Annotated in this window: 6 protein-coding genes; 1 reads left to right on the forward strand and 5 read right to left on the reverse strand. The window is 46.6% G+C overall.

Annotated elements, in window-relative coordinates:
• Positions 1-145: 145 nt before the first annotated feature.
• Positions 146-802 (reverse strand): YecA family protein, encoded by a 657-nt coding sequence (locus AACQ17_RS05490; RefSeq protein ID WP_094147322.1) that lies wholly within the window; start codon positions 800-802, stop codon positions 146-148.
• A gap of 62 nt (positions 803-864) precedes the next feature.
• Here AACQ17_RS05490 and dusC point away from each other — a divergent pair, with 62 nt between their 5' ends.
• On the forward strand, positions 865-1,821 hold the full coding sequence (gene dusC, locus AACQ17_RS05495; protein WP_088718024.1) for a tRNA dihydrouridine(16) synthase DusC: 957 nt from the start codon (positions 865-867) through the stop codon (positions 1,819-1,821).
• A 101-nt stretch (positions 1,822-1,922) separates the two neighbouring features.
• Here the strand turns inward: dusC and AACQ17_RS05500 are convergent, their stop codons facing one another.
• From AACQ17_RS05500 to yfbV, 4 genes are all read right to left on the reverse strand, one after another.
• The gene (locus AACQ17_RS05500) at positions 1,923-2,717 is read right to left on the reverse strand and encodes an ABC transporter ATP-binding protein (RefSeq protein WP_010319725.1); all 795 of its coding nucleotides are present in this window, start codon (positions 2,715-2,717) and stop codon (positions 1,923-1,925) included.
• On the reverse strand, positions 2,714-3,658 hold the full coding sequence (locus AACQ17_RS05505; protein WP_094147323.1) for an ABC transporter permease: 945 nt from the start codon (positions 3,656-3,658) through the stop codon (positions 2,714-2,716). The genes AACQ17_RS05500 and AACQ17_RS05505 overlap by 4 nt, the downstream gene beginning before the upstream one ends.
• A gap of 59 nt (positions 3,659-3,717) precedes the next feature.
• Complete coding sequence (locus tag AACQ17_RS05510) at positions 3,718-4,683, reverse strand: ABC transporter substrate-binding protein (protein WP_013856501.1); 966 nt, start codon at positions 4,681-4,683, stop codon at positions 3,718-3,720.
• Between the two features lie 358 nt (positions 4,684-5,041).
• Positions 5,042-5,494, reverse strand: coding sequence for a terminus macrodomain insulation protein YfbV (yfbV, locus tag AACQ17_RS05515; protein WP_013856500.1), 453 nt, complete (start codon positions 5,492-5,494; stop codon positions 5,042-5,044).
• Positions 5,495-5,574 lie beyond the last annotated feature (80 nt).

Below are 5,574 nucleotides of genomic sequence, written 5' to 3' on the forward strand. Positions count from 1 at the left end.
CTATAACGTTTATTGATAAGGCCCTCTTCTCTTAAGAAGCATTCGCTTATCAGAACAACTTATTTATCAGAATAACTCGTTTATAAGGGCTTATTTGCTTGGGTTTGTCAGCGTTTTGTTGAGATTAAACCTCAGGCGGCGTACTTTACTGGCCACAGCACTGTTTGAATTTTTTGCCACTAGCGCACGGACAAGGATCATTGCGTCCAATCCCTTTAAATGGGTTAACCCGCTGCGTTTTCATGCCGAGCATTAATTCATCAGCCATTAACGCCACTTCAGTGATCATGACATCCAACTGCTCAGCAAAATCACTCAAACTGGGTGGTGTTGCAAAACCCGCTTCGCTCATCTGCTGCTGTGTTTGTGTTTCATCGATGGCTAACATGAAGGTGGTCAACAAAGCTTGCAGCATGCGCAGGCTGCCATCACCAATTTGAGTCTCTAACCATTGCGGTTCAACGACTGGCCAGATGCTCATAAACCCTTCAGCAAAATCAGCCCACTGAGTCGCATTATCTAGCAAGGCTAACGCCGAATATTCGCTACGTTTGAGCAAGTTATATTGCAGATTAATTTGCGCCATCACCGCTGGTTCAAGTGCTTTGACTTGCTCCCCCACTAAAGGTTCTAACCAAGTTGTGGGTTCTAACGGCTTAGTGGCGAAATTGGATGCCAAAATAGCCCCTTCAAAAAAATGAGCGGATTGAGGAGCTGATTGAGGAAGAGAGAGCAATGAGTAGGTCATGAAAATCTGTACAGTTAAAATGGTTGACCAAGGATTATATACCAACTCTTGCATTTAGTGACTTTTGATTCGGTAACCACTACAATCTCGCCTCGAATTTTTAAGGCGAAATGATGATGCGTGTAATTTTGGGCCCAATGGAGGGTGTGCTAGACCACTTGATGCGTGAACTGCTCACCCAGATGAATGATTACGATCTGTGCGTGACTGAATTTGTGCGTGTCGTTGACCAATTATTGCCTGACCACGTTTTTTATCGCCTTTGTCCTGAACTGAAAACAGGCTCAAAAACACAAGCAGGTGTTCCCGTGCACGTTCAACTGCTCGGCCAAGAGCCACATTGGATGGCAGAAAATGCCGCACGAGTTGCTGAATTAGGCGCGCACGGCATTGACTTGAATTTTGGTTGCCCAGCGAAAACGGTCAACAAACACAAAGGCGGTGCGGCGCTGTTACAACATCCGGAATTGATTTATCAAGTGGTAAAATCATGCCGAGATGCGGTACCGAAAGCGATCCCTGTTTCGGCTAAAATCCGCTTAGGTTGGGAAGACCCTAACGACTGCTTTGAAATTGTCGATGCGATTGAACAAGCTGGAGCAAACGAGCTCACAGTTCATGCCCGAACAAAAGCGGGCGGTTATCGCGCCAGTGAAATTAAGTGGGATTACATTAATCAGATACGCCAGAAGACGTCTCTGCCTCTGATCGCTAATGGCGAAATTTGGAACTATGACGATGGTCAAGCCTGTATTAAAGCAACGGGCGTAGAGTCATTGATGGTTTGTCGAGGCGCATTCAACGTTCCCAATTTAGGCAATGTGGTGAAACATAACCATAAAGTGATGCCTTGGCATGAAGTGGTTGATCTGCTCCTGCGCTATTCGCAATTTGAAATTAGAGGCGATAAAGGCTTTTACTATCCCAACCGAGTCAAGCAATGGTTTACCTACTTGCGTCAAGAATATCCTCAAGCTAACGAGCTATTTCGCGAAATCAGGACCTTCACTAAATCGGAACCTATCGTGGAGCACATTCAGCGTTACCGTGATCGGTTACAAAACACCTTGTAATGCGTTTTCTTCAGGCTTTCTCAACATCACGCCGAGAAAGCCTGTTGCTGCTTAGTCAACCACTGTGTTAACTAACCCTCTGTGATAACGAAATAAAACCATTAACTGAGTAGAAGGCTATCATCTGCCAGCTCTTCGCCTCGAACTTTCGAAAACATTTCCAGTAGATCAGGCACTTTCATATTGGCACGCTGCTCACCAGACACATCAAGAACAATTTCACCTTGGTGAAGCATTACAGTGCGATCACCACACGCTAAGGCATCTTTCATCGAGTGCGTTACCATCATCACCGTCAAGTTAAATTCTTTGACGATTGTTTTGGTCAAATCAATGATAAAGGCCGCCATTCTAGGGTCCAGAGCCGCAGTGTGCTCATCAAGCAGTAACAATTTACTGTCAGATAAGGTTGCCATCACTAAGCTAACCGCTTGACGCTGCCCACCAGACAGTAGGCCGATGTTATCGCCTAAACGATCTTCTAATCCCAAACCAAGGATAGCGATTCGCTCTTGAAACAACTTGCGACGTGATGAAGAAAGTGACAGCCCCCACCCTCGGCGCTTGCCGCGCATGTAGGCTAAAGCCATATTCTCTTCAATGGTTAAATCGCCACATGTACCGGCAAGTGGGTCTTGGAACACGCGAGCGCATAAACGTGCACGCTGATCCACGCTCTGGCGCGTGACATCGACTTCATCGATGAGTACTTTGCCTGCCATCATGGGCGTTTCGCCCGTTACAGCGCCTAATAAGGTCGATTTCCCTGCACCATTTGAGCCAATCACAGTTAAAAATTGATGTTCAGGTACTTCGAGGTGAACACCTCTTAACGCTCTATTTTCTAAAATTGTGCCAGGGTTAAACGTGACTTGAATATCTTCTAAACGAATCATAATGTTTCTCCTGACGCTTTATCCTGCTTAGTAACAACCGACTTCTGAGCAGGAGAATTACCCTTTTTTGCTTTGAAGTTCCTTTTCATTTTTGGCGCAATCAGTGCAATGGCCACCAGCACAGCAGTAACTAAGTTGAGATCAGACGCCTGCAAACCGAACATGCCCGAGCTCAAAGCAAAGGCGACCGCTAAACGGTACAGCACTGAACCGACGATGACCGCCAGCACTGCAACCCAGATCCGGCGACCAGGGATCAACGTCTGCCCCAAGATCACAGCAGCAAGGCCAACGACAATCGTCCCTACGCCCGAAGTTACATCAGCAAAACTGTTGGTTTGCGCAAACAGTGCCCCAGCAAAACCGACAAAACCATTCGATAACGCAAGAGCAAAATAGGTATAAAACGAGGTGCTTCCGCCTTGTGCTCTCACCATGCGGGCATTAACGCCCGTAGCACGCAGTCCAAGTCCAAAGTCACTGTTTAATAATCGCACCACAAACCAGGCCGACATCAAGACCAATACACCCACAACCAGCGGGCGAATGTAAACCGAGTCACCCATGGCTTCAAAGGGCGTAAGAATGGTCTCCTCCCCAAGCAGAGCAATATTGGGGCGTCCCATAATACGAATATTGATGGAGAAGGCGGCAATCATGGTGAGAATCGACGCCAATAGATGCAAAATACCGCAGCGAACCGCAAGAAATGCAGTCACCCAACCGGTAAAGGCACCCGCAAGTATTGCCATTCCTGTAGCAACCCAAGGGTTAATACCTGCCACAATCGCCGTTGCGGCCACCGCAGCGCCCATCGGGAAGCTGCCGTCAACGCTTAAATCGGGGAAATCAAGGACACGGAAAGTGAGGTAAACACCCAATGCCACTAATCCGTACAGCAGCCCTATCTCTAGAGCGCCAAAAAAAGCAAAAGCAGACATAACAACTCCTTTCTCTGCTTAAACAGAGCTAAAGCCTTCGCTCTAGCTCTGAATGGTCTTTATTTTACGCTCGTAGCACGATCAAGTACTGACTGAGGAATCGTTACGCCCAGTTTTTCCGCTGCGGTTTTGTTGATCATTAAATCAGACCCTTTGGCCACTTTAACATCCAGTTTACCCGGTGCTTGGCCTTCCAAGATAGCGACAACATAGTCCGCGGTTTGTACGCCAATTTGGTAATAATCAAAGCCAAGGCTAGCAATCGCTCCGCGTTCAACATAAGAGGTTGCTGCGCCAAATACTGGGGTCTTAGCTTGGTTTGCCGAAACAATCATCCCTTCAATCGCACTGGCGACGGTATTATCAATCAAGGCATAGATAATGTCTGATTTTGAGGCAATCGCCTGTGTCGCAGTTTGTACGTCTGCGCTTTTTAAGGCTGTCGCTTCAATAAGTTTAATGCCATGTTTTTGAGTGCTCGATTTAAGCAGTTCCATCAAGCTCACTGCATTAGCCTCACCGGGGTTATACACTACACCGATAGATTTCACGTTTGGCATGATCTCTTTGATCAGCTCAACGTGCTGTTCAACTGGCGATAGATCAGAAAGCCCGGTCACGTTTTTACCCGGTTGCTCAAGTTTTTTCACCAATTTAGCACCGACAGGATCGGTCACCGCCGTGAACACGACAGGAATAGTTTTGGTTGCAGAGACGAGCGCTTGCGCCGTGGGGGTTGCGATGCCGACTAACACATCAGGATTTTCCCCGACAAATTGGCGCGCAATTTGAACAGCAATGGCTGGGTTGCCTTGCGCGGTTTTAAAATCAAAATCTAGATTTTTGCCTTGTTCATAACCTTTTGCTTTTAAACCATCAAGTAAACCTTGTCTGGTTGCGTCTAAAGCTGGGTGCTCAACAATTTGCGATACGGCGACTTTCGCTGTTTTGGCCATGATGCTTGTGGAAGAGAGTAATACTGCTCCTGCAAAAACGGCGGTAACAATGGCTTTGCCTGCTTTCATCTTAACTCCTTGATTTAAGCATTATACCCTTCCTACTTAAAGCGGTAGCAGTGCTAGCAAATGCGCTCATCCCGTTAAACACAGTTAACCTGTGCCACATTAGGATTCATCCCATTGCAGATTGCTTACAACTTCATATTGTTTGGGTATACATGTTGGATGTTGTGTTTTTAATATTTTTATGTACGCGCACTGAGCGTCGCTGACAACATTATTACCAGTAACTCAGGCTAAAGGGAAGTGAGGTTTAACAGTAAAGTAACAAAAAGAGAGATAAGAATAAGGCGAAAGTTGAATAACAAAGAGGAGTTCACTGCGGAAGTCCTCTTTGCCTTTTATTCACATGCTACCTGGGTGGCTAGAACCAGCGTTCTAACGCGGCGTCATCTAACTGACGGAATGCTCGGTTGAGGATAGCAGCCAGCTCTTTGTATCTCGGCTTCGCTTTGATTGGCTCTAAAGCAAAACCAGTATCGACAATCTTCTGGTACAGCTCTCGGTACCACCCAGCAAGCGAAGGTGGAAGTTGGGTATTGGCGCGGTTTCCCAGCCACCACATACCTTGTAGCGGTAAGCTTATGGCAAAAAGTGCCACTACCACTGCTTGGGGCATCGCCTGTGTATTTTCAAAAACCATCTGTGTCAGTACACTGATTGCGGCGATAGCTGGCATAGCCTTCACGCCAAAACGCGTGGCTTTAATGATCCGTTGCTCAGGAAAAATGAGGCCTAGCTCTTTGCGCACAGGCCAAACATCCATATATTTCTGACCATCTTTCAGGCTGTGAACGATTCCAACTTTGTTATTCATAGCGCGCCCTCACTCTCGATGCTGCCCATTCAACTAAAAAATAGTTTAATGATTCAACTAATCTAGTAAAAAATTGATAG

Source organism: Vibrio sp. V10_P2A27P122, from assembly GCF_963874335.1.
Lineage (GTDB): Bacteria > Pseudomonadota > Gammaproteobacteria > Enterobacterales > Vibrionaceae > Vibrio > Vibrio anguillarum.

Excerpts from the sequence above, each read along its gene's own strand:
- AACQ17_RS05490 (WP_094147322.1), bottom strand. The coding sequence starts at position 802 with ATGCAAGAGTTGGTATATAATCCTTGGTCAACCATTTTAACTGTACAG.
- dusC (WP_088718024.1), top strand. The coding sequence starts at position 865 with ATGCGTGTAATTTTGGGCCCAATGGAGGGTGTGCTAGACCACTTGATG.
- AACQ17_RS05500 (WP_010319725.1), bottom strand. The coding sequence starts at position 2,717 with ATGATTCGTTTAGAAGATATTCAAGTCACGTTTAACCCTGGCACAATT.
- AACQ17_RS05505 (WP_094147323.1), bottom strand. The coding sequence starts at position 3,658 with ATGTCTGCTTTTGCTTTTTTTGGCGCTCTAGAGATAGGGCTGCTGTAC.
- AACQ17_RS05510 (WP_013856501.1), bottom strand. The coding sequence starts at position 4,683 with ATGAAAGCAGGCAAAGCCATTGTTACCGCCGTTTTTGCAGGAGCAGTA.
- yfbV (WP_013856500.1), bottom strand. The coding sequence starts at position 5,494 with ATGAATAACAAAGTTGGAATCGTTCACAGCCTGAAAGATGGTCAGAAA.